Raw genomic sequence first — 25,567 nt, 5'->3', positions numbered from 1 at the left:
GCTGCCATCCAGTACCATAGCGCCCTTTCCACTCCCGGACCCATTTTTCGATGACCGTCTTTTTTGACGGTGGTTGAACTATTGCCTGCAATTAAAGATTAGAGCCGAACACATATGCCTTTTACACTTGGTCAACGCTGGATCAGCGATACAGAAAGCGAACTTGGATTGGGAACCGTGGTTGCAGTCGATGCACGCATGGTCACCCTCCTTTTCCCTGCTACCGGTGAAAACCGCCTGTACGCTCGCAATGACTCCCCTGTTACCCGCGTGATGTTCAATCCAGGTGACACCGTGACCAGCCACGACGGCTGGCAGCTAAAGGTTGAAGACGTAAAAGAAGAGAATGGTCTGCTCGCCTACATTGGGACTCGCCTCGACACTGACGAGAGCAATGTCATCCTGCGTGAAGTGCTGCTCGACAGCAAACTGGTTTTCAGCAAGCCGCAGGATCGCCTGTTTGCCGGGCAAATCGACCGTATGGATCGCTTCTCCCTGCGCTATCGCGCACGTAAATTCCAGAGTGAACAGTACCGCATGCCGTGGAGCGGCCTGCGTGGTCAACGCACCAGCCTGATCCCTCATCAGCTGAATATCGCCCATGACGTTGGCCGTCGTCATGCGCCTCGCGTACTGCTGGCAGACGAAGTGGGCCTCGGTAAAACCATTGAAGCCGGTATGATCCTGCATCAACAGCTGCTCTCTGGCGCCGCCGAGCGCGTGCTGATCGTGGTACCGGAAACGCTGCAACATCAGTGGCTGGTTGAGATGCTGCGCCGCTTTAACCTCCGTTTCTCGCTGTTTGACGACGAGCGCTACGCCGAAGCCCAGCATGACGCGGACAACCCGTTTGAAACCGAACAGCTGGTCATCTGCTCCCTGGACTTCGTGCGCCGCAGCAAGCAGCGTCTTGAGCATCTGTGCGACGCAGAGTGGGATCTGCTGGTGGTCGACGAAGCGCACCACCTGGTCTGGAGCGAAGAGGCACCGAGCCGTGAATACATGGCGATTGAACAGCTTGCCGAGCGCGTGCCGGGCGTCCTGCTGCTGACCGCAACGCCGGAGCAGCTGGGGCTGGAGAGCCACTTCGCCCGTCTGCGCCTGCTCGATCCAAACCGCTTCCATGACTTTGAGCAGTTTGTCGAAGAACAGAATAATTACCGCCCGGTTGCCGATGCTGTCGCCATGCTGCTGGCGGGCAAACGCCTCTCGAATGACGAACTCAACACCCTGAGCGATCTGATTGGCGAACAGGATATTGAGCCGCTGCTGCAGGCAGCCAACAGTGACAGCGACAACGCGGGTTCCGCGCGTAAAGAGCTGATCGATATGCTGATGGACCGCCACGGCACCAGCCGCGTGCTGTTCCGTAACACCCGTAACGGCGTGAAGGGCTTCCCGAAACGCGAACTGCATACCATCAAGCTGCCGCTGCCGACGCAGTATCAGACGGCAATAAAAGTCTCCGGCATTATGGGGGCGCGCAAAAGCCAGGAAGAACGTGCGCGCGACATGCTCTACCCGGAGCAGATTTATCAGGAATTTGAAGGCGATACCGGAACCTGGTGGAACTTCGACCCGCGTGTTGAATGGCTGATGGGTTACTTAACGGCTCATCGTTCACAGAAAGTGCTGGTGATCTGCGCCAAGGCGGCCACCGCGCTGCAGCTGGAGCAGGTTCTGCGCGAGCGCGAAGGTATTCGAGCCGCCGTGTTCCATGAGGGCATGTCCATTGTCGAGCGTGACCGCGCCGCGGCCTGGTTCAGTGAAGAAGACAGCGGCGCACAGGTTCTGTTGTGCTCTGAAATCGGTTCTGAAGGGCGTAACTTCCAGTTCGCCAGCAACCTGGTGATGTTCGATCTGCCGTTCAACCCCGACCTGCTGGAACAGCGTATCGGCCGTCTGGACCGTATCGGTCAGGCGCATGATATTCAGATCCACGTCCCTTACCTGGAAAAAACCGCTCAGTCGGTGCTGGTACGCTGGTTCCACGAAGGTCTGGACGCGTTCGAACATACCTGTCCGACGGGACGCACCATTTACGATCAGGTGCATACGGATCTGATCGATTACCTGGCAGCGCCGGAAAATACGGACGGTTTTGATGAGCTGATCAAATCCTGTCGTGAAAAGCATGAGGCCCTGAAAGCGCAGCTGGAGCAGGGACGTGACCGCCTGCTGGAAATCCACTCCAACGGTGGCGAGAAAGCGCAGGCGCTTGCCGAAAGCATTGAAGAGCAGGATGACGACACCAGCCTGATCAGCTTCGCCATGAACCTGTTCGACATCGTCGGGATTAACCAGGACGATCGCGGCGAGAACATGATCGTGCTGACCCCATCCGATCATATGCTGGTTCCGGATTTCCCGGGCCTGCCGGAGGATGGTTGCACCATCACCTTTGAGCGTGACGTGGCGCTGTCTCGCGAAGACGCGCAGTTCATCACCTGGGAACACCCGTTGATCCGCAACGGCCTCGACCTGATCCTTTCCGGCGACACGGGTAGCAGCACGATTTCCTTGTTGAAAAACAAAGCATTACCCGTTGGTACGCTGCTGGTTGAGCTGATCTATGTTGTGGAAGCGCAAGCGCCGAAACAGCTGCAGCTCACCCGCTTCCTGCCGCCAACGCCAGTGCGTCTGCTGCTGGATAAAAACGGCACCAACCTGGCTGCACAGGTTGAATTCGAGAGTTTCAACCGCCAGCTGAGCGCAGTAAACCGCCACACGGGCAGCAAACTGGTCAACGCCGTACAACAGGACGTGCACGCCATTCTGCAGTTGGGTGAAACGCAGATCGAAAAAGCGGCCAGGACGCTGATTGATGCCGCACGCGAGGAAGCCGATGAGAAACTGTCTGCAGAGCTGTCTCGTCTGGAAGCGTTAAAAGCGGTGAACCCAAACATCCGTGATGACGAACTGACCGCGATTGAGAGCAACCGTCAGCAGGTGCTGGAAAGCCTGAATCAGGCAAGCTGGCGTCTGGATGCCCTGCGTCTTATCGTTGTGACGCATCAGTAACCGGAGCACAAGATGGTGATGGAGCCTTACAATCCGCCGCAAGACCCGTGGCTGGTTATCCTTTATCAGGATGAGCACATTATGGTGGTCAACAAGCCAAGCGGCCTGTTGTCCGTGCCGGGGCGTCTGGATGAGCACAAAGACAGCGTGATGACACGTATTCAGCGTGATTATCCCCAGGCGGAGTCCGTTCATCGCCTGGACATGGCAACCAGCGGCGTGATTGTGGTGGCGCTGAACAAAGCGGCTGAACGTGAACTCAAACGCCAGTTCCGCGAGCGTGAGCCGAAAAAGCAGTATGTCGCACGCGTCTGGGGCCATCCCGCGCAGGCGGAAGGGCTGGTGGATCTGCCGCTGATTTGCGACTGGCCAAATCGACCAAAGCAGAAGGTATGCTATGAGACGGGCAAGGCCGCGCAAACCGAGTATGAAGTGCTGGAGTACGCGCCGGATAACACCGCGCGCGTGCTGCTTAAGCCCATTACCGGGCGTTCACATCAGCTGCGTGTGCATATGCTCGCGCTGGGGCACCCGATTCTGGGAGACCGTTTTTACGCCCCCCCGGAGGCGCTGGCTTCAGCGCCGCGTTTGCAGCTTCATGCCCAGACGCTCACCATCACCCACCCGGCGTTTGGCAACGCAATGACGTTTAAAGCCCCGGTGGACTTCTAAAAAAAAATGGCCCGACTGTGTCGGGCCATTTTTTTATTTGAAATTTTTCTGCTCTTTTATCAGCTCGTACGCTTTCTGGATTTCCTGCGCTTTTTGCTTCGCCATCTCCATCATCTCTGGCGGTAAGCCCTTCGCGACCAGTTTATCCGGGTGATGTTCACTCATCAGCTTACGATAGGCACGCTTGATGGTTGTCGCATCATCCGAAGGTTTCACGCCAAGCACGTTACAGGCGTCTTCCAGCGTCGGGCCTCGCTGCGCCTGCTGCCAGCCGCCGCCAGAGGATTGATGCTGTTGATAGCCACCGCCAAAGTGTGCGCCGCCCTGCATCATGCGCAGGAACTGGTCGAACTGCATGCGGGAGATCCCCAGCTCTTCGGCAATCACGTATAACACATCGCGTTCATTAGGATGAAGAGACCCGTCGGCAAACGCCGCCTGAATCTGGATCTCCAGAAACATCCGAATTAAATCAAAACGGCCGAAACAGATACTGCGGAACTGACGCATTTTTTCGCGCAGCGGATAGTTATCCGATTTACCGATGCGAAACGCATTTTGCGCCGCCACACGAGATTCCCCGTGCAGATTCATGCGGTCCATAAATACGCTGGCAATCTGAATATCGGCTTCCGTCACCCGCCCTTTTGATTTGGTTAAGTGCCCCATCACCTCAAAGGTGGTGGAGAAAAAGAGGGACTGACGCTCGCGCTGGTTGGCGAACCACGCCATTTTGCGGCTGCGTGCCTTATCGAACATATGGCCAATAATCAGGCCAAGTACGATGCCCCAAAACCCGGCACCCATGATGATGGCGAACGCAACGCCGATAATTTTACCCCAATACTGCATATACTCCCCGGATAGTCATGTCCCTTGTCGACGCAACGCCATCATTACAGTGGTCGAGCCACGGTCAATTGAGGGACATCGCCTATAATTTGCATTATCATACTCGTCATTCGATAGCGAGCCTAACACTCTGGCACGCAAACGGGCAGGATTAACGCTGGTACTGCGCTGATGAGTAAGATAGTCTCTGAGCGTTTGTAAGCCGTAGCCACTGATGACGGAACACTAAAATATAACGTATGAAAAAACGTATCCCCACCCTCCTGGCCACAATGATTGGCACCGCCCTGTACAGTCAACAGGGGCTGGCGGCCGATCTTGCCTCGCAGTGTATGCTTGGCGTCCCAAGTTATAATCGCCCACTGGTGAGTGGCGATACCAATAGCTTGCCGGTAACCATTACTGCCGACAGTTCTAAAGGAACTTATCCTGACAATGCCACTTTTACGGGCAGTGTGGATATTAATCAGGGCAATAGCCGCCTGCAGGCAGATGAAGTGCAGTTGCACCAGAAGCAGCCGGAAGGTGCGGCCGAACCGGTACGAACGGTGGATGCGCTGGGTAATGTGCACTATGACGACAATCAGGTCATCCTGAAAGGTCCGAAAGCATGGTCAAACCTGAACACCAAAGATACGAACGTCTGGGAAGGTGATTACCAGATGGTAGGTCGTCAGGGGCGTGGTAAAGCAGATCTGATGAAACAGCGCGGTGAAAACCGCTATACGATTCTGGAAAACGGTTCCTTCACCTCCTGTCTGCCGGGTTCGAATACCTGGAGCGTGGTCGGAAGTGAGGTAATTCACGACCGTGAAGAACAGGTCGCAGAAATCTGGAACGCCCGGTTTAAACTCGGCCCGGTGCCGGTTTTCTATAGCCCGTACCTGCAACTTCCCGTGGGCGACAAACGTCGTTCAGGCTTCCTGATCCCAAATGCCAAATACAGCACCTCGAACTATTTTGAGTTCTATCTGCCGTATTACTGGAACATCGCGCCCAACATGGACGCCACGATCACGCCGCACTATATCCATAAGCGCGGCAACGTCATGTGGGAAAACGAGTTCCGCTATCTGACCCAGGCGGGTACCGGTTTGATGGAACTGGATTATCTGCCATCAGATAAGGTCTTCCAGGATGAGCACCCAACAGAAGGTGATAAACACCGTTGGATGTACTACTGGCGCCACGCTGGTGTCATGGACCAGGTCTGGCGTTTTAACGTCGACTACACCAAAGTCAGCGATCCTTACTATTTCAACGACTTCGATTCCAAGTACGGTTCCAGTACCGATGGCTACGCCACGCAGAAATTTAGCGTTGGCTATGCCATCGAGAACTTCAACGCCACGGTGTCGACGAAGCAGTTCCAGGTCTTTAGCAGTCAGAATACAAGCACATACGGTGCAGAACCGCAGCTGGATGTGAACTGGTATCAGAACGATGTTGGTCCATTCGATACCCGCGTCTACGCGCAGGCAGTGCATTTCGTCAATACCAACTCGGACATGCCGGAAGCCACGCGTGTACATTTAGAACCGACGATCAATTTACCGCTGTCGAACAACTGGTCGAGTCTCAATACCGAAGCCAAGCTGATGGCGACCCATTACCAGCAGAAAAATGTGGACTGGTATAACAACCGTTATGGCACCGACCTTGACGAATCCGTGAACCGCGTTCTTCCGCAATTCAAAATGGACGGTAAGTTGATCTTCGAGCGCGATATGGGTCTGCTGGCGGATGGGTATACGCAGACGCTTGAGCCACGTATGCAGTATTTGTACGTGCCTTATCGCGATCAGAGCAAAATCCAGAACTATGACTCCTCTTTCCTGCAGTCTGATTACAGCGGCCTGTTCCGTGACCGTACCTACGGCGGTCTCGACCGTATTGCTTCCGCAAACCAGTTAACGACCGGCGTCACAACGCGCGTTTATGATGAATCTGCCGTTGAACGTTTTAACGTTTCTGTTGGTCAAATCTACTATTTCACCGAGTCTCGTACCGGTGATGACAATATCAACTGGGAGAAAGACAACAAAACAGGTTCGCTGGTGTGGGCGGGCGATACCTACTGGCGCATGACCGATCGCTGGGGCTTACGCGGGGGTCTGCAGTACGACACGCGTCTCGACAATATTGCGACCAGCAGTGCAGCCGTCGAGTACCGTCGCGATGAAGATCGTATGGTGCAGTTGACCTATCGTTACGCCAGCCCGGAATATATTCAGGTAACTCTGCCGAACTATGCCACCCGAGAACAGTACAAAGACGGGATTTCGCAGGTGGGTGGTGCAGCCAGTTGGCCAATCGCTGACCGCTGGTCAATTGTGGGCGCTTACTACTTTGACACTAACGCCAACAAGCCTGCTGACCAGATGGTTGGTCTGCAATATAACTCCTGCTGTTACGCGCTGCGTGTCGGCTACGAACGCAAGCTTAACGGCTGGGATACTCAAAACAATCAGAGCAAATACGATAACGTGATTGGCTTTAATGTCGAATTGCGCGGCCTGAGCTCCAACTACGGCCTGGGCACGCAGCAGATGCTGCGCTCGAACATTCTGCCGTACCGCAGTTCCTTGTAATGTGCTTGTTTTGCAACGTAATCCGCTTTGCGGTTAATTGAAATGGAAAAAGTATGAAGAACTGGAAAACGCTGCTGCTCGGTGTCGCTATGGTTGCGAATACCAGCTTCGCGGCCCCCCAGGTTGTTGATAAGGTCGCCGCTGTGGTTAACAACGGTGTCGTGCTCGAAAGTGACGTTGACGGTTTGATGAAATCTGTGAAGCTCAATTCGGGCCAGGCGGGTCAGCAACTTCCGGATGACGCAACGCTGCGCCATCAGATCCTGGAACGTCTGATCATGGATCAGATTGTCCTGCAAATGGGTCAGAAAATGGGCGTGAAGATCACTGACGAGCAGCTCGATCAGGCGATCGCTAACATCGCTAAGCAGAACAATATGACCCTGGATCAGATGCGTAGTCGTCTGGCCTATGATGGCATCAGCTATTCAACCTACCGTAATCAGATCCGTAAAGAGATGCTGATCTCAGAAGTGCGTAACAATGAAGTTCGTCGCCGCGTCACCATCCTGCCGCAGGAAGTCGACGCGCTGGCAAAACAGGTGGGCAACCAGAACGATGCCAGCACCGAGCTGAACCTGAGCCACATTCTGATCCCGCTGCCTGAGAACCCAACGTCTGACCAGGCCGCAGAAGCGGAAAGCCAGGCGCGCGCTATCGTTGAGCAGGCACGTAACGGCAGTGACTTTGGCAAGCTGGCCATTACCTACTCTGCCGACCAACAGGCGCTGAAAGGCGGCCAGATGGGCTGGGGACGTATTCAGGAACTGCCATCCATCTTTGCCCAGGCGCTGAGCACGGCGAAGAAAGGCGACATCGTGGGTCCAATCCGTTCAGGTGTTGGCTTCCACATCCTGAAAGTCAACGACCTGCGAGGTCAGAGCCAGAACATCTCCGTCACCGAAGTTCATGCTCGCCACATTCTGCTGAAACCGTCACCGATCATGACGGACGATCAGGCGCGTGCGAAGCTGCAACAGATTGCTGCGGACATTAAGAGCGGAAAAACGTCGTTTGCGAATGCCGCAAAAGAGTTCTCTCAGGATCCTGGCTCTGCTAACCAGGGCGGCGACCTGGGCTGGGCGGCGGCGGATATCTACGATCCGGCATTCCGCGATGCGCTGATGAAGCTGAACAAAGGCCAGATGAGTGCACCGGTACACTCCTCCTTTGGCTGGCATCTGATCGAACTGCTGGATACCCGCAACGTTGATAAAACCGACGCAGCGCAGAAAGACAGAGCCTATCGTATGCTGTTCAACCGTAAGTTCTCTGAAGAAGCGGCAACCTGGATGCAGGAACAACGCGCCAGCGCTTACGTGAAAGTTCTGAGCAACTAATGAAACAGCATCGTGTTGTGATCACCCCCGGCGAACCCGCCGGGATTGGGCCTGACCTCGTGGTCCAGCTTGCCCAACGTAGCTGGCCGGTGGAACTGGTCGTCTGTGCTGATGCAACACTGTTACAAGACCGGGCTTCACTGCTCGGTCTGCCTTTAACGCTTATCCCCTACGTTGAAGGCCAGCAGCCTGCACCGCAGCAAGCCGGAACGCTCACGCTTCTTCCCGTCCCTCTTCGTACTCCTGTTATTCCGGGTCAGCTCAGCACTGAAAACGGCCACTATGTTGTCGAAACCCTGGCGCGCGCCTGCGATGGTTGCATAAAGGGTGAATTTGCTGCCCTGATTACGGGCCCCGTGCATAAAGGGGTGATTAACGAAGCCGGTATTCCGTTCACCGGACATACCGAGTTTTTTGAAGAGCGATCGCACACCCCGAAAGTGGTGATGATGCTGGCGACGGAAGCGATGCGGGTGGCTCTGGTAACAACCCATCTGCCGATTAAGGCCATTCCTGACGCCATCACCCCTGAACTGCTGCGGGAGATCATCGGGATACTGCATCACGATCTGCAGACCAAATTCGGCATTAAACAGCCGCACGTTCTGGTCTGTGGCCTGAACCCACACGCCGGGGAAGGCGGGCATATGGGGACTGAAGAGATCGACACCATCATTCCGGTGCTGAATGAAATGCGGGCGAAAGGGATGAACCTGAGCGGGCCATTGCCTGCCGATACCCTTTTCCAGCCCAAATACCTGGATAATGCCGATGCCGTGCTCGCGATGTACCACGATCAGGGCCTGCCCGTGCTAAAATACCAGGGCTTTGGCCGCGGTGTGAATATCACCCTCGGTTTACCTTTTATTCGAACGTCCGTTGACCACGGTACTGCGCTGGATCTGGCAGGCCAGGGAAAAGCGGATGTCGGCAGTTTTATTACGGCGCTTAATCTCGCCATCAAAATGATTGTTAATACTCAATGACTAATCGAGTCCATCAGGGCCACTTAGCCCGTAAACGCTTCGGGCAAAACTTCCTCAACGATCAGTTCGTGATCGACAGTATTGTTTCGGCCATTAATCCGCAAAAAGGCCAGGCGATGGTTGAAATCGGCCCCGGTCTGGCAGCACTGACTGAACCCGTCGGCGAACGTCTGGACGAACTGACCGTTATCGAACTCGACCGCGATCTCGCTGCTCGTCTGCAAACGCACCCGTTCCTTGGGCCGAAGCTGACGATTTATCAGCAAGATGCCATGACCATGAATTTTGGCGAGCTGTCGGAAAAAATGGGTCAGCCGCTGCGCGTATTCGGTAACTTGCCCTATAACATCTCCACGCCGCTGATGTTCCATCTCTTTAGCTATACTGATGCCATTGCCGACATGCACTTCATGTTGCAAAAAGAGGTGGTAAACCGTCTGGTTGCAGGGCCGAACAGTAAAGCGTATGGTCGTTTAAGCGTGATGGCACAATATTTCTGCAATGTGATCCCGGTACTCGAAGTGCCGCCGTCTGCCTTCACGCCGCCGCCAAAAGTCGACTCTGCGGTTGTGCGCCTTGTGCCGCATAAAACGATGCCATACCCGGTCAAAGACCTGCGCGTACTGAGCCGCATCACCACAGAAGCCTTTAACCAGCGCCGTAAAACGATCCGTAATAGCCTCGGCAATCTGTTCACCGTTGACGTGCTGGCCGAGCTGGGCATTGACCCGGCAATGCGAGCAGAAAACATCTCTGTTGAGCAGTACTGTAAACTGGCTAATTACATTAGCGAAAATGCGCCGCCGAAGGAGAGTTAAGCCATGATTGATTCGCCCCGCGTCTGTGTCCAGGTACAAAGCGTTTACGTTGAGTCGCAGTCCTCACCCGATGAAGAACGTTTTGTTTTCGCCTACACCGTGACCATTCGCAACCTGGGGCGGATGCCTGTGCAACTGCTCGGGCGTTACTGGCTTATCACTAACGGCAATGGCCGTGAAATCGAAGTTCAGGGTGAAGGTGTGGTTGGTGAACAGCCCCACATCGCCCCTGGCGAAGAGTATCAGTACACCAGCGGTGCAGTAATTGAAACACCGCTGGGTACCATGCAAGGCCATTATGAAATGGTCGACGTCGATGGCAATGTGTTCCGCGTTGCTATTCCTGTGTTCCGTCTCGCCGTTACAACACTCATTCATTAATCTAATGTCTACATATCTGATTGGCGACGTTCACGGTTGCTACGATGAACTGATCGCATTATTAAAACAGGTCGACTTTACGCCAGGACGGGATATTCTCTGGCTGACGGGCGATTTAGTGGCGCGTGGGCCAGGCTCCCTGGAGGTTTTACGCTTCGTAAAATCGCTGGGCGACAGCGTTCGCATGGTGCTGGGCAACCATGATTTGCATCTGCTCGCCGTCTTTGCCGGCATCAGCCGCAATAAGCCGAAAGATCGCCTCACCCCGCTGCTGGAGGCGCCAGACGCCGACGAACTGATCAACTGGCTGCGTCGTCAGCCCCTGTTGCAGATCGATGAAGAGAAAAAACTGGTCATGGCACACGCCGGGATCACCCCACAGTGGGATCTTGAGACGGCCAAAACCTGCGCGCGTGACGTAGAAGCCGTGCTGGCGAGCGATTCCTACCCCTTCTTCCTTGATGCCATGTACGGTGACATGCCAAATCACTGGAGTGAAGATCTGAGCGGCCTGGCGCGCCTGCGTTTTATCACGAACGCGTTCACACGGATGCGTTTCTGCTTCCCGAACGGGCAACTGGATATGTACTCAAAAGAGACGCCGGAGAGCGCACCTGCACCGCTTAAACCGTGGTTTGCGATTCCCGGGCCGGTCACCAGTGAGTACAGCGTGGTGTTTGGCCACTGGGCCGCGCTAGAAGGGAAAGGCACGCCAGACGGGATCTACGGTCTTGATACCGGTTGTTGCTGGGGCGGGGATTTAACCTGCTTACGCTGGGAAGATAAAACGTACTTCGTGCAGCCGTCCAACCGACAGCTGGACCTGGGGGAAGGCGAGGCAGTCGCCTCCTGAGAGTGAATTCCCTCTCCCGGCCGGGAGAGGGTCTATCAACTAGCGGCGTTCCAGAATCTCGAAGCAGTAGCTGTGTGAGTTCTGCGCATCCGCGTCGTGAAATTCGCTGAATACCGATTCCCACTCGTCCGGATCGTAGTCCGGGAAATGGGTATCGCCTTCCACTTCCGCATCAATATGCGTCAGATAGAGCTTTTGCGCTTTTGGCAGGAACTGCTCATACACACGCCCACCACCAATCACCATGATCTCTTCGGCGTTACCGCACGCGGCAATCGCCTCGTCCACGGATTTCACCCATTCGACGCGATCGTCAGTGCCTGGCTGGCTACTGATCACGATATTCTTACGGCCCGGCAATGGGCGACCAATCGACTCCCAGGTCAGGCGGCCCATCACTACCGGCTTGTTTAACGTCGTACGTTTAAACCATGCGAGATCGGCAGGCAGGTTCCACGGCATGGCATTTTCCATACCGATAACACGGTCCACCGCCAGCGCTGCAATCAGACTGATCATTGAAAATTTCCCGGATGCAAAAAATTGCCGCCACTATACGGAAAGCTTAATCTTTCGTCGACTGGCGGCATGGTAAAGAGCGAGAAATTTTTTAATATTGCTGGCAACTCCACTTCACGCGGAAGGTTTACTCTCCGGTTCGTCCGCCGGATCGCCGGTATGCTTGCCCTCCTCCGTTCCCTGCCAGCCATGACGCTGCACCAGCGACAGATGGTTACGATCCTCGTTAATGATCTCTGTCAGCATCGCACTGGTACGTTTAAACACCGCCGCACGCTCTGTGGCCGTACTGCCCGCCATCGCCACCATCTCTTCCACCATATCGGTATTGAAGCGGCGGAATAGGTCCGCACGCTCGCGCGCTTCATACGCGCCCAGGCCCAGACTTTCCAGCGCCATGCGGCCAGACTTAAGTGCCCCTTCGAAGGTTTCACGCTCGGGTGCGTCCACCCCCGCCTGTCGCAGCTGGATATAGTGATCCACATCGCGCGCGCGGGAGATAATGGTCAGGTTCGGGAAATGCTCCTTCACCAGCTCAACCAGCTGCATACTGGTCTGGGGATCGTCAATCGCGTTGATGAGGACTTCCGCTTTCGCTGCCCCGGCTGATTCCAGCAGATCGACACGTGTTGCATCGCCGTAGAAGACTTTCATATCGAACTTACGCAGGGTATCCACATGGTCCGGATCGTGATCGAGGATAACCATTTTTACCCCGCTTGAAAGCAGTAAACGACCGGTGATCTGCCCAAAGCGACCGAATCCGGCGATGATGACCCGCGGCTGCTCCTCGTCGATCTCATCGGCCTCACGTTCCTGTTCGCTGCCGGTTTTTTCCAGACGCGTCAGCAGCACCAGCAGGATCGGCGTTGCCGCCATCGACAGCGCGACCGCCAGCGTCAGCGCTTTCGCCCACTCGGGATCGAGCACATTGGCCATTTGCGCCGCGCCGAAAACCACAAACGCGAATTCGCTTCCCTGTCCAAGCAGCACGGCGAACCAAAGACGCTGTCTGCCAGGCACGTTCAGCGGACGGGCGATCAGCCACAGCATCACCATTTTGATGATCAGGAAACCGACCAGCAGGATGAGGATCCGCAGTGGATGCGTGACCAGCGTGCCAAAGTCGATAGACATCCCGACCCCGATGAAAAACAGCCCCAGCAGCAGTCCTTTAAATGGCTCGATATCACTTTCAAGCGCGTGTCGATACTCTGAGCTGGCCAGCAGAACGCCCGCGAGGAAGGCTCCCATCGCCATCGACAGCCCGGCTTCCTCCAGCAGCAGACCAAAACCAAACACCAGGAACAGCGCCACGGCACTGAACACTTCCCGCAACCCCGAGCGGGCAACGAATCGAAGCAGCGGCCGTGTTACATACCGGCCAAGCAGGACAACCAGTGCCAGCGCACCGACCACTTTCAACGCAGAGAGGGCAAAAGCGCCGAGCGTGGTGGAGGCCCCACTTGCGGCCAGCAGCGGGATCATCGCCACCAGCGGAATCGCCGCGATATCCTGAAACAGCAGCACCGAAAACGCACTGCGCCCCATCTGAGAAACGGTCAGGTTTCGCTCGTTCATTGCCTGCATGGCAATCGCCGTCGAAGAGAGTGCCAGCGTCATGCCAATAAGCTCTGCCACTTTCCAGTCCATTCCCAGCAGAATACAGAAGCCGCCCAACAGCAGACCACAGGCCGCCATTTGTAGCGCCCCGCCGCCAAACACTGAGGCGCGCAGCTTCCACAACCTCTGCGGGTCAAGTTCCAGACCAATGACAAACAGCATCAGCACGACACCAATTTCGGCGAAATGCAGGATCGCCTCCGCGTCGGTGACCAGGCGGAATCCCCAGGGTCCGATAACACACCCGGCGATCAGGTAGCCCAGCACGGAGCCCAGCCCCAGGCGAACCGCCACGGGCACAATCAGCGCCGCCGCGCCAAGGTAAATCAGCGCCTGTATCAGCGTATGGCTATCCATTGTGCGTCTCCTGCCACTCAAGTAAGCGTTGTTTATAATGACGAGCCTGCGCCTGCAACGTCTCATCGTCACAAACAAATGTGCAGTGCATAGCAAATGGAGGAAGCCAGGTAAGACCACAGTAGAGTGCTGTCGCCTGAAGCGGTTGTGCCAGCACCTCAAAACCCGGGAAAGAGCCAATATCGAAGTGGCTTTCTCCTCCACCGGTGGTAACAGCCCACATCAGGCTTTTTCCCTTCAGCGCATGCCCGTTGTGACCATACGCCCAGCCGTGGGAAAAGACTTTGTCGATCCACAATTTGAGGAGCGGAGGTATGCTGTACCACTGCATCGGGTGTTGCCAGATGATCAGATCGGCGCGAGTGAGCGCCTCCTGTTCAGCGGCGATGTCGATGTTAAAATCAGGATAAAGTTGATAGAGGGAACGTATCTCTACGTTGTCGAGTGTCCTTACCTGTTCAAGCATGCGCTTATTCGCATGGGAGTGATGCGGATAGGGATGCGCATAAATTATCAGAATCATGAATCGGCCTGTTTTGACTGTCTTCTCTCTTGTAGATGTGAGTGTAGACAGTTAACCCGCCCGCTGAAAGTGTTCAGTGACGCGTCGGGAGCAAAACGCAAGTACTGCTACTCTTGAGTGCCAGTTCGCAGGGGTTTTCCAGTACTTATTTGAACACCTGCAAATATATTCCCCTCACAAATAATTGACACTGCATTATTTATAACCGTGTCATATTTAGATTTATTAAATTTGCATTTTAATAAATCGAAGTATACATAACACATTGAAAACATAATAATTTCAACCCACTCCTCTCAACGCTTTTCTTTAAAACCTGAAAGAGAATATTTTTCTTCACTTCGAATTTCCTTTTAAATGGATGTGAATATGAAAGTAAAACGTCTGGAATTAAACAGGACCACCCAGTTACTGGGGAGATTATTTCCCGCCCTGCTTGTTTTTACACCAATAATCAGTTCTGCAGGCACCATCGACCAGTCAACCTCTGCCCCGCAAGACTTCTCCGCCGATACCGAATACGTCATCAATAAAGATATTACTGTGTCATCGTCTGGCGATTTAGCCGCTGTTTCCGCCTCAGGATTTAAAGTCAGTTCAATAACAAACAATGGGAATATTTCCGGCACTTCGAATGGACTTGATATAAACACTAGCGCGCAACCACTCGATATTAATAATAATGCTGGCGCTACCATTTCCTCCGCAACAAAGAACGCTGTAAACATAGTCACGATGCAGGGTAGTTTAACCAACAAAGGAAACATAACCGGCTTTGAAAAGGGTATTTTTGTTAATGAAGATTCCTCTGCAATTAGCATATCAAATACTGAAACAGGCATCATTAAAGGCAATACAGGTCTGGCTACTGACGCCGGAATTGTGATTGATAATAATGGCTCGATTATCGGCACAAGCGAAGATGGTATCAAACTCAGCGGTGGTGGAACCAAAATCATCAATACCGGCACCATTCAAGGTGATCAGAATGGTATCAACGTAACGGATACCGCGAAGGCTGACATCATTAACAATGGCTCAATTGGCGGTGGCAAGACAGCTATAATGTTCGCCAGTAACAAAAATAATACCCTCACCCTCAACACAGGTTCAAACCTGTCTGGCGATGTCATTTCCACGCTTTCAACCGGTAACACCCTGACCCTGGTAGGCACTGGGACAGAAGACAGCAATTTTATCGGGCTGAACGAAGGCGATGGTTTCGCCTCTGTCAAAATGAACGGTGAAGACTGGACGCTGACGGGTAACGTCGACATCATTGGTGCCGGTGATTCACTGCAGGTGAATAGCGGCAACCTGACCCTGGCGGGTACCGTTTCCAATGCTGGCAATACGCTGGTGGCGAATGAAGCCACGCTCCAGTTGGGCAATGGCGAAGGTATGGCAAGTCTCAGCGGTGGCCTAACCAACAATGGTACGGTTATTTTTAACCAGGGAGGCAATTTCACGTTTTCTACCGACATGACCGGCAGCGGAAACGTAGAGAAAGTTGATGCGAATACGCTGACGCTAACCGGCAACAACAGCTATACCGGCGATACGACCCTGCGAAACGGCACAACGCTGGTAGCGGCAGGCGCAACGTTAGGTGTTGAAAACAGCAATGCCACTCTCACCGTGCAGAACGGGGCAAAGTTTGCCACCGCAGGAACCGTCTACAACAATATCACTATTCTCAGCGGCGGTACGCTGGCAGCGTGGAATGCAATTGAGGGCAACACAACCCTCAGAGACGTCGGCATTGATACCATTAACGGCAACGTGACCAACAGCGGCACGCTTTTGCTCAGTGCAGCCGACCACAGCGTGGGTAATGACTTTACCATCACTGGTGACTATACCGGCGCAGAAGGTAGCCAGATTGTGTTAAACAGCGAGCTGGGTACTGACACGGCACCTACCGATCATCTCACAATAACCGGCAGCAGTTTTGGCCAGTCCGGTGTGACCGTCAGCAACATGGGTGGACTTGGCGCACAGACCGTGAACGGCATGGAGATTGTCAGCGTCGCCGGCAGCTCTGAAGCACAGCTGACGCTGGCCAAACCGGTTGTGGCAGGCGCATACGAATACTCTCTTTACCAGCACAGTGACGGGAACTGGTACCTGGAATCGAAGGCCACGCCACCTGTCGATCCGGCAGATGATACTGATGACGGAGATAATACCGACAACGGTGGCAATACCGACGATGGCGGTAACACTGATAATGGCGGTAACAGTGACAATGGCAGCAATACCGACGATGGCGGCAACAGCGGCGGCAATGATAACGGCGACGGTGGTGATAACAGCGATAACGGCGGCGGCAATACCCCTGCACCAGAAGTGATGGCACCTGAAGTGGGCGCGTATTTAGGTAACTATCTGGCTGCTCAGAGTATGTTCCTGCACAAACGTGACGATCGCGATCAGCTCACTTTCCGTAACGAAGACGATCTGAATACCTGGATGTATGTTAAAGGTCGTTACCATGAAAATGATGCAGGCGGCGATAAAGTCAGCTACGACACCACGACCACCGTTCTGCAAGTCGGCAGCGATTTCCTCAGCAAGCCAATGGACAGCGGTATCCTGCGTGCCGGTGGCATGTTCGGTGCAGGCCAGGCGAAGACCCACTCAGATGCGAAACACAACGTGCGTGACGCACAGGGTAAAGTCGATGGCTTCAACGTTGGGCTCTACGCCACCTGGCAGGAAGATCAGAAATTACGCCTGGGAAGCTACATTGATACCTGGGCCGCCTACAGCTGGTACAACAACAAAGTGACCAGCAACCGCAACGATGAGGATTACAACAGCGAAGGTTTTGCCGCGTCTGTTGAAGTCGGCCATGCGTGGGTTATCCCATCTGAAAACGAGCGTACCTGGAAGATCGAGCCTCAGGCGCAGGTGATCTACAGCTATCTTGATCAGGAAAATCATACGGACCGCGATGGCGTCCGGGTGACGACTCTGGATAACGACAGCGTCTTCGGTCGTCTGGGTGTGAAATCCAGCTATTTCCAGCAAAAGGACGTCACGGCCTGGCAGCCATACGTTGCGGTGAACTGGCTGAAGGGTGCAGGTCAAAACGATCTGGCCTTCAACGACGAAACCGTAAGTAATGATACGCCGGAGGATCGTGGTCAGGTAGAGCTGGGTATTACCGGCAATCTTAACGAGACCACGACAATTTCACTTCGCGCCAGCGGCGAATGGGGTGAAAACAACTATGCCGCTTATGGCGGTCATATTTTGTTAAACCACCGCTGGTAATCCATCCGCATCAAGCAAAAAAGCAGTGGCGGATGCCACTGCTTTTTTTAATTATCCAGTTCACCCATGGATTTAACCTGGTCACGGTTAATCTGCTCGGTTTGACCCGTTTCCGCGTTTTTATACGACACCAGACCGGTATCGTCATCCACCTGCGGTTTGCCGTCCGTAATGATGGTGCGGCCATCGGTGGTTTTTACCGCCTGATTAGATGAACACCCCGCTACGGTGAACATTGCAGTGGCAGCCAGAACGGAAGCGATCAGTAGTTTATTTTGCATGGTGTTTTCCCCTGCTCTCAGTTGAATTTCATTATCGACCTAACCATTTTAGGCTAACTGACTGAATGCGGATGGAAAACCAGAAGGTTCTGAAGAGGGGAAGAATGCCCGGTAACCGAACGGTACCGGGCAATTTGTCTTACTTGTTAATCTGGGCGTGCATTTCCTGGACCGAAATCACCTTCTCGGTGGCATCCGCGTTCAGCGCCATGGCTGTTGCGAAACCGCCGTTCAGGGTGGTGTCGTAATGCACTTTGTACTGCAGCGCGCTGCGGCGAATCAGCTTGGAGTCTTCAATCGCCTGGCGGCCCGCAGTGGTGTTGATGATATAGGTGTATTCGCCATTCTTAATGCGATCCTGAATGTGCGGACGACCTTCATGCACCTTGTTCACCAGACGCGGGTTGATTCCCGCTTCACCCAGCACAATCGCCGTACCGTGGGTTGCATCCAGCTCGAAGCCCTGTTTCAGTAGCTTGGCCGCCAGGTCAACCACGCGCTCTTTATCACCTTCGCGAACAGAGAGCAGCGCACGGCCAGATTTCTTCATGGTGGAATTGCTACCCAGTTGCGCTTTAGCAAACGCTTCTGCAAAGGTGCGGCCCACGCCCATCACTTCCCCGGTAGAGCGCATCTCTGGCCCTAACAGCGGGTCAACGCCCGGGAATTTGTTGAACGGCAGCACCACCTCTTTCACCGAGTAGTACGGCGGGATAATCTCTTTTGTGACGCCCTGCTGTGCCAGCGTCTGGCCAGCCATCACGCGCGCCGCCACTTTTGCCAGCGGAATACCGGTCGCTTTAGAGACGAACGGTACGGTACGTGCCGCACGCGGGTTCACTTCAATCAGGTAGACTTCGTTGTCTTTCACGGCGAACTGGACGTTCATCAGACCGCGAACCTGCAGTTCGAAGGCCAGTTTCTGCACCTGCTGACGCATCACGTCCTGAATTTCCTGGCTCAGGGTGTACGCTGGCAGAGAACAGGCGGAGTCGCCTGAGTGCACGCCCGCCTGCTCGATGTGCTCCATGATGCCACCAATCAGCACCATTTCGCCGTCACAGATAGCATCCACATCCACTTCAACCGCATCGTCGAGGAAGCGATCCAGCAGCACCGGCGCATCGTTGGACACGCTGACTGCCGTCTGGAAGTAACGACGCAGGTCAGCTTCATCGTAGACGATTTCCATCGCGCGGCCGCCCAGCACGTAAGAAGGACGCACCACCAGCGGGTAGCCAATCTCTTTCGCCTTCTCAACCGCTTGTTCAATCGCAGTCACGGTGGCGTTTGCCGGCTGTTTCAGCTTCAGACGGTCAACCGCCTGCTGGAAACGCTCGCGGTCTTCTGCACGGTCAATGGCATCCGGGCTGGTACCGATAACCGGCACACCTGCGGCTTCCAGCGCGCGCGCCAGTTTCAGCGGCGTCTGGCCGCCGTACTGCACGATCACGCCTTTTGGCTTCTCGATGCGCACGATTTCCAGCACGTCTTCCAGTGTTACCGGTTCGAAGTAGAGACGGTCAGAGGTGTCATAGTCGGTAGAGACCGTTTCCGGGTTACAGTTGACCATGATGGTCTCGTAACCGTCTTCGCGCAGCGCCAGAGAGGCGTGTACGCAGCAGTAGTCAAACTCGATGCCCTGGCCGATACGGTTTGGGCCACCGCCCAGTACCATGATTTTGTCGCGGTCAACGGACGGATTCGCTTCACACTCGTCTTCATAGGTGGAGTACATGTAAGCCGTATCGGTCGCAAACTCTGCCGCACAGGTATCAACACGCTTGTAGACCGGGTGCAGGTCATACTGGTCGCGCAGCTTGCGGATTTCTGCTTCACGCACGCCGGCCAGTTTTGCCAGACGCGCGTCGGCAAAGCCTTTGCGTTTCAACATGCGCAGGAAGTCAGCGTCCAGGCCATTGATGCCCAGCTCCGCCACTTTCTCTTCCAGACGCACCAGCTCTTCAATCTGTACCAGGAACCAGCGGTCGATGTTGGTCAGGTTGAACACGCCGTCCACGGACAAGCCTGCGCGGAAGGCGTCGGCGATATACCAGATACGCTCTGCGCCCGCGTCTTTCAGCTCGCGGCGGATTTTGGTCAGTGCTTCCGGGTCGTCCAGGCTCACTTTCGGATCGAAGCCGGTCGCGCCCACTTCGAGGCCGCGCAGCGCTTTCTGCAGGGATTCCTGCTGCGTGCGGCCAATCGCCATCACTTCACCCACAGATTTCATCTGGGTGGTCAGACGGTCGTTCGCGCCAGCGAATTTCTCGAAGTTGAAGCGTGGAATTTTGGTCACAACGTAGTCGATAGACGGTTCGAAGGACGCAGGCGTGCGGCCCCCGGTGATGTCGTTCATCAGCTCGTCAAGGGTGTAACCGACCGCCAGTTTCGCCGCCACCTTCGCAATCGGGAAGCCGGTCGCTTTAGAGGCCAGCGCGGAGGAGCGGGACACGCGCGGGTTCATTTCGATAACAATCAGACGGCCGGTTTTCGGGTTCACCGAGAACTGCACGTTAGAACCACCGGTTTCGACGCCGATTTCACGCAGTACCGCCATCGAGGCGTTACGCATGATTTGGTACTCTTTGTCGGTCAGCGTTTGCGCTGGCGCCACGGTGATGGAGTCGCCGGTGTGGATACCCATTGCATCGAAGTTTTCGATGGAGCAGACGATGATGCAGTTGTCGTTTTTGTCACGCACCACTTCCATCTCATACTCTTTCCAGCCAATCAGCGATTCATCAATCAGCAGTTCTTTGGTTGGGGAGAGATCCAGACCGCGTTCGCAAATCTCTTCGAACTCTTCACGGTTGTAGGCGATACCCCCACCGGTTCCGCCCATGGTGAAGGAAGGACGGATAATGCACGGATAACCCACTTCAGCCGCAACGGCCAGCGCCTCTTCCATGTTGTGAGCGATACCGGAACGCGCGGTGTCGAGGCCGATTTTTTTCATCGCCACGTCGAAGCGACGACGGTCTTCTGCTTTATCAATCGCGTCGGCGGTCGCACCAATCATGGTCACGCCGAACTCTTCCAGCACGCCCTGACGCTCCAGCTCCAGTGCGCAGTTCAGCGCAGTCTGGCCACCCATGGTCGGCAGAACCGCATCCGGACGCTCTTTCTCGATGATTTTACGTACCACTTCCCAGTGAATTGGCTCGATGTAGGTTGCATCCGCCATTTCCGGGTCGGTCATGATGGTCGCCGGGTTAGAGTTCACCAGGATGACCCGGTAACCCTCTTCGCGCAGGGCTTTACACGCCTGTGCACCGGAGTAGTCAAATTCACAGGCCTGACCGATAACAATCGGGCCAGCGCCAAGGATCAGGATGCTTTTTATGTCTGTACGTTTTGGCATGGTCTTCTCGGCTCCTGATTATTTAGCGGTCTTACGGTATTGCTCGATAAGTTCGATAAAGTGATCGAACAGCGGTGCGGCATCGTGCGGCCCCGGGCTGGCTTCCGGGTGCCCCTGGAAGCTGAACGCTGGCTTATCGGTACGATGGATACCCTGCAGGGTGCCATCGAACAGGGATTTGTGCGTCACGCGCAGATTAGCCGGCATTGACGCTTCGTCTACTGCGAAGCCGTGGTTCTGTGCCGTAATCATCACCGTGTTGTTGTCGATGTCTTTCACCGGGTGGTTACCACCGTGGTGACCGAACTTCATCTTAATGGTGTTCGCCCCGCTCGCCAGCGCCAGCAGCTGATGGCCGAGGCAGATGCCGAATACCGGAATGTCGGTTTCGAGGAAGGACTTGATGGCATCGATAGCGTAATCGCACGGTGCCGGGTCGCCAGGACCGTTAGAGAGGAAGATGCCATCCGGGTTCAACTTCAGTACGTCTTCGGCAGAGGTTTTCGCCGGCACCACCGTCAGACGGCAGCCGCGATCAACCAGCATGCGCAGGATATTGCGCTTGGCGCCGAAATCGTAGGCGACCACGTGGAACGGCAGCTCGCTCTCTTTTTTCGCTTCCGGCAGGTCATCTGAAAGCGTCCAGCTACCTTGCGTCCAGCTGTATGCTTCAGTGGTCGTCACTTCTTTCGCCAGGTCCATGCCATTCAGGCCCGGGAAGGCTTTCGCTTTTTCCAGCGCCAGCGCCGCATCGAGGTTGTCCCCTGCGATGATGCAGCCGTTCTGTGCACCCTTCTCGCGCAGCAGACGCGTTAACTTACGGGTATCGATATCGGCAATCGCCACAATGTTATGGCGCTTCAGGTAGGAAGAGAGATCTTCGGTATTGCGGAAGTTGCTGGCAATCAGCGGCAGGTCGCGAATGACCAGGCCTTGCGCATGTACCTGAGAAGATTCTTCGTCAGCAGCATTGGTGCCGACATTGCCGATATGAGGATAAGTAAGAGTAACGATTTGGCGAGAATAGGAAGGATCAGTGAGGATTTCTTGATAACCGGTCATTGAAGTATTGAAAACGACTTCCCCAACCGCCGAACCCGTTGCCCCTATGGCCCGACCGATAAACTGGGTTCCGTCTTCCAGAACCAATAGCGCTGACTTAATCAAAACACCCTCCAGAGAATATTCACTCACTTTATTTGCATATTAATTCACAACCATGTCATAAATCAATGCAAATGTGTTGCCAGCGGATTTTTGGCAAACGGCGGCATTCTGGAGATTTGCCAGGTAAAAGTCAACTCAAAACGGATATTTTAATTATCCTTTTGCAAGCCTGGCGGCCTGAAAAGATGTTAAGCGGCAAAAAGATCAGGTAAATCACGACAGAAAACGCTTGCGTGGCAAGTTTATTGGAATTTCTGGTACTCAGATAATAAAAAGTGGACCAAACGGTCAAAATTTACATGCCAGCAACACAAAATGGCGGGATAACATCTACTTTTAGCCAAAAAAGACAAAAATAAACATGAAATGGTAAAAATAAAAGGGCAATAACTTATTGCCCTATGCAATCAAAAAGTTACGACTGCAATAACCACATCACGATGGGTAATATCTCTTACAAATTGTTGAGATCGAGCACATCACGCATATCAAAAAGACCATTTTCTTTGCCTTTCAGCCACAAAGCGGAGCGAACGGCACCATTCGCAAATGTCATGCGGCTGGATGCTTTATGCGTGATCTCTACACGTTCTCCAATATCGGCGAACATCGCAGTATGTTCCCCGACGATGTCACCCGCACGCACGGTTGCGAAACCAATCGTTCCCGGGACGCGTTCGCCCGTATGGCCTTCGCGGCTATATACCGCGCAGTCTTTTAAATCTTTATCCAGTGCATGCGCAATCGCTTCGCCCATTGCCAGTGCCGTGCCGGAGGGAGCATCGACTTTGTAACGGTGGTGAGCTTCGACAATCTCAATGTCGGTATAATCGCCCATCACTTTTGCGGCCTTCTCCAGCAGCTTAAGCATAACGTTGACGCCCACGCTAAAGTTAGCAGCGAAGACAATAGCAATCTCATGTGACGCATCCTGAATGGCTTGTTTACCGGCTTCATCAAACCCGGTGGTGCCAATCACCATGCCTTTGCCGTGCTGACGGCAAAATGACAGATGGGTCAGTGTGCCTTCTGGCCGGGTGAAATCGATAAACACATCAAAATCATCTTTCACCGCATCAAGGCTGCTTTGAACGGTAACGCCCGTCTTGCCCGCGCCTGCCAGTTCACCGGCATCGGCCCCAAGAAGCGATGAACCTTCACGCTCCAGTGCTGCGCCCAGCGCTACGCCATCCATCTGAAGTGCCGCCTGAATGAGCTGGCGACCCATACGTCCACCCGCGCCCGCAATAGCGACACGGATCTGTGCATCATGCATAGTTATTCTCTTACGTTAAAATGATGTAAACCGTTTTCAGATTAACCAGCCTTTGTCAGGCCTGCCAACTGAAAACACCGATAATTAGAATTTAACGTGAAACGGACTCAAATATCAGTAAAAGACATGATTTTGTCGTCACGATAAAGTAGCAGATAAAAAAAAGGCCAGCACAGGAGGTGCTGGCCTTTCATCAGAAGAAGGATTATTCCACTTCGCGTGCATCAATACGCAGCTCTTTCGGGACTTCGAAGACGATGTTCTCTTCGCGGCCTTCCAGCGGAACGGCTTCACCACCACCCAGTTCCTGCAGACGGGCGATCACGTTCTGCACCAGGATATCCGGTGCGGAAGCCCCTGCGGTGACACCGACACAGGCCGCGTTTTTCACCCACGCTTCCTGAATGTCCGTCGCGTCGTCAATCAGAAACGCCGCCTTGCCCATGCGCTGCGCCAGTTCGGCCAGACGGTTGGAGTTAGAGGAGTTTTTCGAGCCGACCACCAGCACCACGTCCGCCTGTTCAGCCAGCGCACGCACCGCTTCCTGGCGGTTAGTGGTTGCGTAGCAGATATCATCTTTACGCGGCCCGACGATTTTCGGGAAACGCTGGCGCAATGCGTCAATCACATCCGACGTATCATCCACTGAAAGCGTGGTCTGCGTCATGAACGACAGACGGGCTTCGTTTTTCACGTTCAGCGTCAGAACATCTTCCGGCGACTCCACCAGATACATCCCCCCTTCCGGGTTGCTGTACTGGCCCATAGTGCCTTCGACTTCCGGGTGACCGGCGTGACCAATCAGGATCGACTCTTCACCGCGACGGCTGGCGCGCGCCACTTCCATATGCACTTTGGTTACCAACGGACAGGTGGCGTCGAACACCGTTAAATCACGGCTTTTCGCTTCGTTACGTACCGCCTGGGAGACACCGTGTGCGGAGAAAATCAGGATCGCGCCGTCCGGCACTTCGCTGATCTGCTCAATGAAGATTGCACCGCGTTCACGCAGGCTGTCGACCACGTAACGGTTATGTACAACTTCGTGACGCACGTAAATCGGCGCGCCGTAAATCTCCAGCGCGTTTTCAACAATGCTGATAGCGCGGTCTACACCGGCGCAGAAGCCGCGCGGGTTAGCCAACAGGATCTGCATTTCAGGCCTCCAGTACCGGATCGATCTCCAGCACTTCAATATCAAAATGGACGGTGCGCCCGGCAAGCGGATGGTTGAAATCTACGGTGATGGAGTCGCCGTTGATTTCGCGGATCACGCCAGGCATTTCGCTGCCATCCATAGCGGTAAAGAGCATAATCGCCCCGATTTCCGGTTCGCCTGCATCCATAAACTCACGACGAGAGAAGTACTGGATAAGATCCGGGCTTGGCACGCCAAACGCCGCATCCGGCTCCAGCGAAAACGCCTTCTTCTCCCCCTCTTTCAGACCCAGAAGCTGCTGCTCCAGACCTTCAGATAACGACGTATCGCCAAGACGAAACAGGGCTGGTTTGCCGTTATTGCGGGTGGATTCGGCCGTTGAGCCGTCATCCAGTTTCAGCGTGAAGTGAACGAGAACCGCGCTATTGCTTTGTACGGATTTAGACATGCAAATTGCTCGCTTGTTTTGGGTCACCTGTTGCCCGGTGGCGCTGCGCTTACCGGG

Annotated in this window: 20 protein-coding genes; 9 read left to right on the top strand and 11 right to left on the bottom strand. The window is 54.5% G+C overall.

The genetic code is table 11. The annotated features are described in order from the left end of the window. The first annotated feature begins 114 nt into the window (after positions 1 to 114). Positions 115 to 3,021 (top strand): RNA polymerase-associated protein RapA, encoded by a 2,907-nt coding sequence (gene rapA, locus AC2FAK_RS01775; protein ID WP_095455363.1) that lies wholly within the window; start codon positions 115 to 117, stop codon positions 3,019 to 3,021. 12 nt (positions 3,022 to 3,033) lie between these two features. Next, positions 3,034 to 3,693, top strand: a complete 660-nt coding sequence (rluA, locus tag AC2FAK_RS01770) for a bifunctional tRNA pseudouridine(32) synthase/23S rRNA pseudouridine(746) synthase RluA (RefSeq protein ID WP_020688480.1) — start codon at positions 3,034 to 3,036, stop codon at positions 3,691 to 3,693. Between the two features lie 33 nt (positions 3,694 to 3,726). Here rluA and djlA read toward each other — a convergent pair whose 3' ends face one another. Continuing rightward, positions 3,727 to 4,545 (bottom strand): co-chaperone DjlA, encoded by an 819-nt coding sequence (gene djlA / locus AC2FAK_RS01765; protein ID WP_013095544.1) that lies wholly within the window; start codon positions 4,543 to 4,545, stop codon positions 3,727 to 3,729. Between the two features lie 239 nt (positions 4,546 to 4,784). Between djlA and lptD the strand changes: the two genes are divergently transcribed. The 6 genes from lptD to apaH are packed head-to-tail and all read left to right on the top strand — an operon-like array spanning position 4,785 to position 11,514. Beyond that, positions 4,785 to 7,136 (top strand): LPS assembly protein LptD, encoded by a 2,352-nt coding sequence (lptD, locus tag AC2FAK_RS01760; protein ID WP_058681521.1) that lies wholly within the window; start codon positions 4,785 to 4,787, stop codon positions 7,134 to 7,136. Between the two features lie 53 nt (positions 7,137 to 7,189). After that, the gene (gene surA / locus AC2FAK_RS01755) at positions 7,190 to 8,476 is read left to right on the top strand and encodes a peptidylprolyl isomerase SurA (RefSeq protein ID WP_013095542.1); all 1,287 of its coding nucleotides are present in this window, start codon (positions 7,190 to 7,192) and stop codon (positions 8,474 to 8,476) included. Further along, entirely contained in the window at positions 8,476 to 9,462 is a 987-nt protein-coding gene (pdxA, locus tag AC2FAK_RS01750) for a 4-hydroxythreonine-4-phosphate dehydrogenase PdxA (protein WP_020688478.1), read from the top strand. Before surA ends, pdxA begins: the two co-directional genes overlap by 1 nt. Continuing rightward, positions 9,459 to 10,280, top strand: a complete 822-nt coding sequence (gene rsmA / locus AC2FAK_RS01745; protein ID WP_013095540.1) for a 16S rRNA (adenine(1518)-N(6)/adenine(1519)-N(6))-dimethyltransferase RsmA — start codon at positions 9,459 to 9,461, stop codon at positions 10,278 to 10,280. Before pdxA ends, rsmA begins: the two co-directional genes overlap by 4 nt. 3 nt (positions 10,281 to 10,283) lie before the next feature. Beyond that, positions 10,284 to 10,661, top strand: coding sequence for a Co2+/Mg2+ efflux protein ApaG (gene apaG, locus AC2FAK_RS01740; RefSeq protein WP_013095539.1), 378 nt, complete (start codon positions 10,284 to 10,286; stop codon positions 10,659 to 10,661). A gap of 4 nt (positions 10,662 to 10,665) precedes the next feature. Then, positions 10,666 to 11,514 (top strand): bis(5'-nucleosyl)-tetraphosphatase (symmetrical) ApaH, encoded by an 849-nt coding sequence (gene apaH / locus AC2FAK_RS01735; RefSeq protein WP_020688477.1) that lies wholly within the window; start codon positions 10,666 to 10,668, stop codon positions 11,512 to 11,514. A 39-nt stretch (positions 11,515 to 11,553) separates the two neighbouring features. Here the strand turns inward: apaH and folA are convergent, their stop codons facing one another. From folA to AC2FAK_RS01715, 4 genes are all read right to left on the bottom strand, one after another. Beyond that, positions 11,554 to 12,033 (bottom strand): type 3 dihydrofolate reductase, encoded by a 480-nt coding sequence (gene folA, locus AC2FAK_RS01730; protein ID WP_008502023.1) that lies wholly within the window; start codon positions 12,031 to 12,033, stop codon positions 11,554 to 11,556. A gap of 114 nt (positions 12,034 to 12,147) precedes the next feature. Next, positions 12,148 to 14,013: a glutathione-regulated potassium-efflux system protein KefC gene (kefC, locus tag AC2FAK_RS01725; protein ID WP_095455364.1), complete on the bottom strand. Its 1,866-nt coding sequence runs from the start codon at positions 14,011 to 14,013 to the stop codon at positions 12,148 to 12,150. Further along, positions 14,006 to 14,536, bottom strand: coding sequence for a glutathione-regulated potassium-efflux system oxidoreductase KefF (gene kefF, locus AC2FAK_RS01720; protein ID WP_048972731.1), 531 nt, complete (start codon positions 14,534 to 14,536; stop codon positions 14,006 to 14,008). The genes kefC and kefF overlap by 8 nt, the downstream gene beginning before the upstream one ends. Before the next feature lie 353 nt (positions 14,537 to 14,889). Further along, a complete protein-coding gene (locus AC2FAK_RS01715; protein ID WP_170942758.1) occupies positions 14,890 to 15,381 on the bottom strand; it encodes a hypothetical protein in 492 nt (163 codons plus the stop codon). Between AC2FAK_RS01715 and AC2FAK_RS01710 the strand changes: the two genes are divergently transcribed. Then, positions 15,272 to 17,815, top strand: a complete 2,544-nt coding sequence (locus AC2FAK_RS01710) for an autotransporter family protein (RefSeq protein WP_170942760.1) — start codon at positions 15,272 to 15,274, stop codon at positions 17,813 to 17,815. The genes AC2FAK_RS01715 and AC2FAK_RS01710 overlap by 110 nt on opposite strands. A gap of 47 nt (positions 17,816 to 17,862) precedes the next feature. Here AC2FAK_RS01710 and AC2FAK_RS01705 read toward each other — a convergent pair whose 3' ends face one another. The 6 genes from AC2FAK_RS01705 to fkpB form a co-directional block, all read right to left on the bottom strand. Then, positions 17,863 to 18,096, bottom strand: a complete 234-nt coding sequence (locus tag AC2FAK_RS01705; protein ID WP_013095533.1) for a YgdI/YgdR family lipoprotein — start codon at positions 18,094 to 18,096, stop codon at positions 17,863 to 17,865. Positions 18,097 to 18,235: 139 nt separating this feature from the next. Further along, entirely contained in the window at positions 18,236 to 21,460 is a 3,225-nt protein-coding gene (gene carB / locus AC2FAK_RS01700; protein ID WP_013095532.1) for a carbamoyl-phosphate synthase large subunit, read from the bottom strand. 18 nt (positions 21,461 to 21,478) lie between these two features. Beyond that, a complete protein-coding gene (carA, locus tag AC2FAK_RS01695; RefSeq protein ID WP_045292772.1) occupies positions 21,479 to 22,627 on the bottom strand; it encodes a glutamine-hydrolyzing carbamoyl-phosphate synthase small subunit in 1,149 nt (382 codons plus the stop codon). A 454-nt stretch (positions 22,628 to 23,081) separates the two neighbouring features. Next, positions 23,082 to 23,903: a 4-hydroxy-tetrahydrodipicolinate reductase gene (dapB, locus tag AC2FAK_RS01690; protein ID WP_095455365.1), complete on the bottom strand. Its 822-nt coding sequence runs from the start codon at positions 23,901 to 23,903 to the stop codon at positions 23,082 to 23,084. Between the two features lie 205 nt (positions 23,904 to 24,108). After that, complete coding sequence (gene ispH / locus AC2FAK_RS01685) at positions 24,109 to 25,059, bottom strand: 4-hydroxy-3-methylbut-2-enyl diphosphate reductase (protein ID WP_028015471.1); 951 nt, start codon at positions 25,057 to 25,059, stop codon at positions 24,109 to 24,111. 1 nt (position 25,060) lies between these two features. Beyond that, positions 25,061 to 25,510: an FKBP-type peptidyl-prolyl cis-trans isomerase gene (gene fkpB / locus AC2FAK_RS01680; protein WP_013095528.1), complete on the bottom strand. Its 450-nt coding sequence runs from the start codon at positions 25,508 to 25,510 to the stop codon at positions 25,061 to 25,063. Positions 25,511 to 25,567 lie beyond the last annotated feature (57 nt).

Source organism: Enterobacter cloacae complex sp. 394F7, from assembly GCF_057320385.1.
This window is presented reverse-complemented; position numbering and strand designations above follow the sequence as displayed.